We start from the raw sequence: 810 nt of genomic DNA on the forward strand, positions 1-810 counted from the left end.
CTAGCTAAGCAGCACCTTTATAAGTAACGCCTTTGATTGTGGTGACGTATTGATATGCCTTCTATCGCCGCTCGTCTGATTCCTACTTGGCTACGTCAATACCAGCTATCAGCCCTGCCGACGGACGTTATCGCAGGTTTGGTAGTGGGCGTGCTGGTCATTCCGCAAAGCTTAGGTTATGCCGTGCTTGCAGGCCTGCCACCAGTATATGGTCTATACGCTGCTATTGTGCCCGTCATTGTCTATGCGTGGCTGGGATCGAGCAACGTACAAGCTGTGGGACCTGTCGCTATCACTGCTATTATGACGGCTAGTAGCTTGCATAGTTATGCCGACCGCGGCGCTGAGCACTATATCTTGATGGCAAGCCTACTCGCCTTTATGGTCGGTGCACTATTATGGATAGCAGGACGGCTTAGACTTGGCTGGATTATGCAGTTTATCAGTCGCGGCGTCTCGGCAGGGTTTATCAGCGGCGCGGCGGTACTGATATTTTTTAGTCAGCTCAAGTACCTCACAGCGATACCAATTACAGGTAACAGCTTGATCGGTTACTTATCGAGTATGCAGCTGTATAGATATTTACTGCATCCTTTAACGCTTATTATTGGCGTTGTCGCTTTTATCCTTTTGGTCAGTAATCGCTACGCCAGCTTGTGGTTATGGCGATCTTGGTTATCAGACAATTATGCAAAGTGGGCTGAGCGCTTATTCCCATTGATTTTACTGCTTGTAGCCATTTTATTGAGTATGCTGCTCGACTGGTCGGCGCGCGATGTGGCGACCATAGGTAGTATTCCGCAGGGGCTG

1 protein-coding gene is annotated in these 810 nt (G+C 49.3%); it reads left to right on the forward strand.

All coding sequences use genetic code 11. The features are described from left to right. Positions 1 to 54: 54 nt before the first annotated feature. A partial coding sequence (locus ACTXGO_RS16510; RefSeq protein WP_443575093.1) for a SulP family inorganic anion transporter occupies positions 55 to 810 on the forward strand: 756 nt, incomplete at its 3' end.

This window comes from Psychrobacter sp. T6-1 (assembly GCF_052258445.1).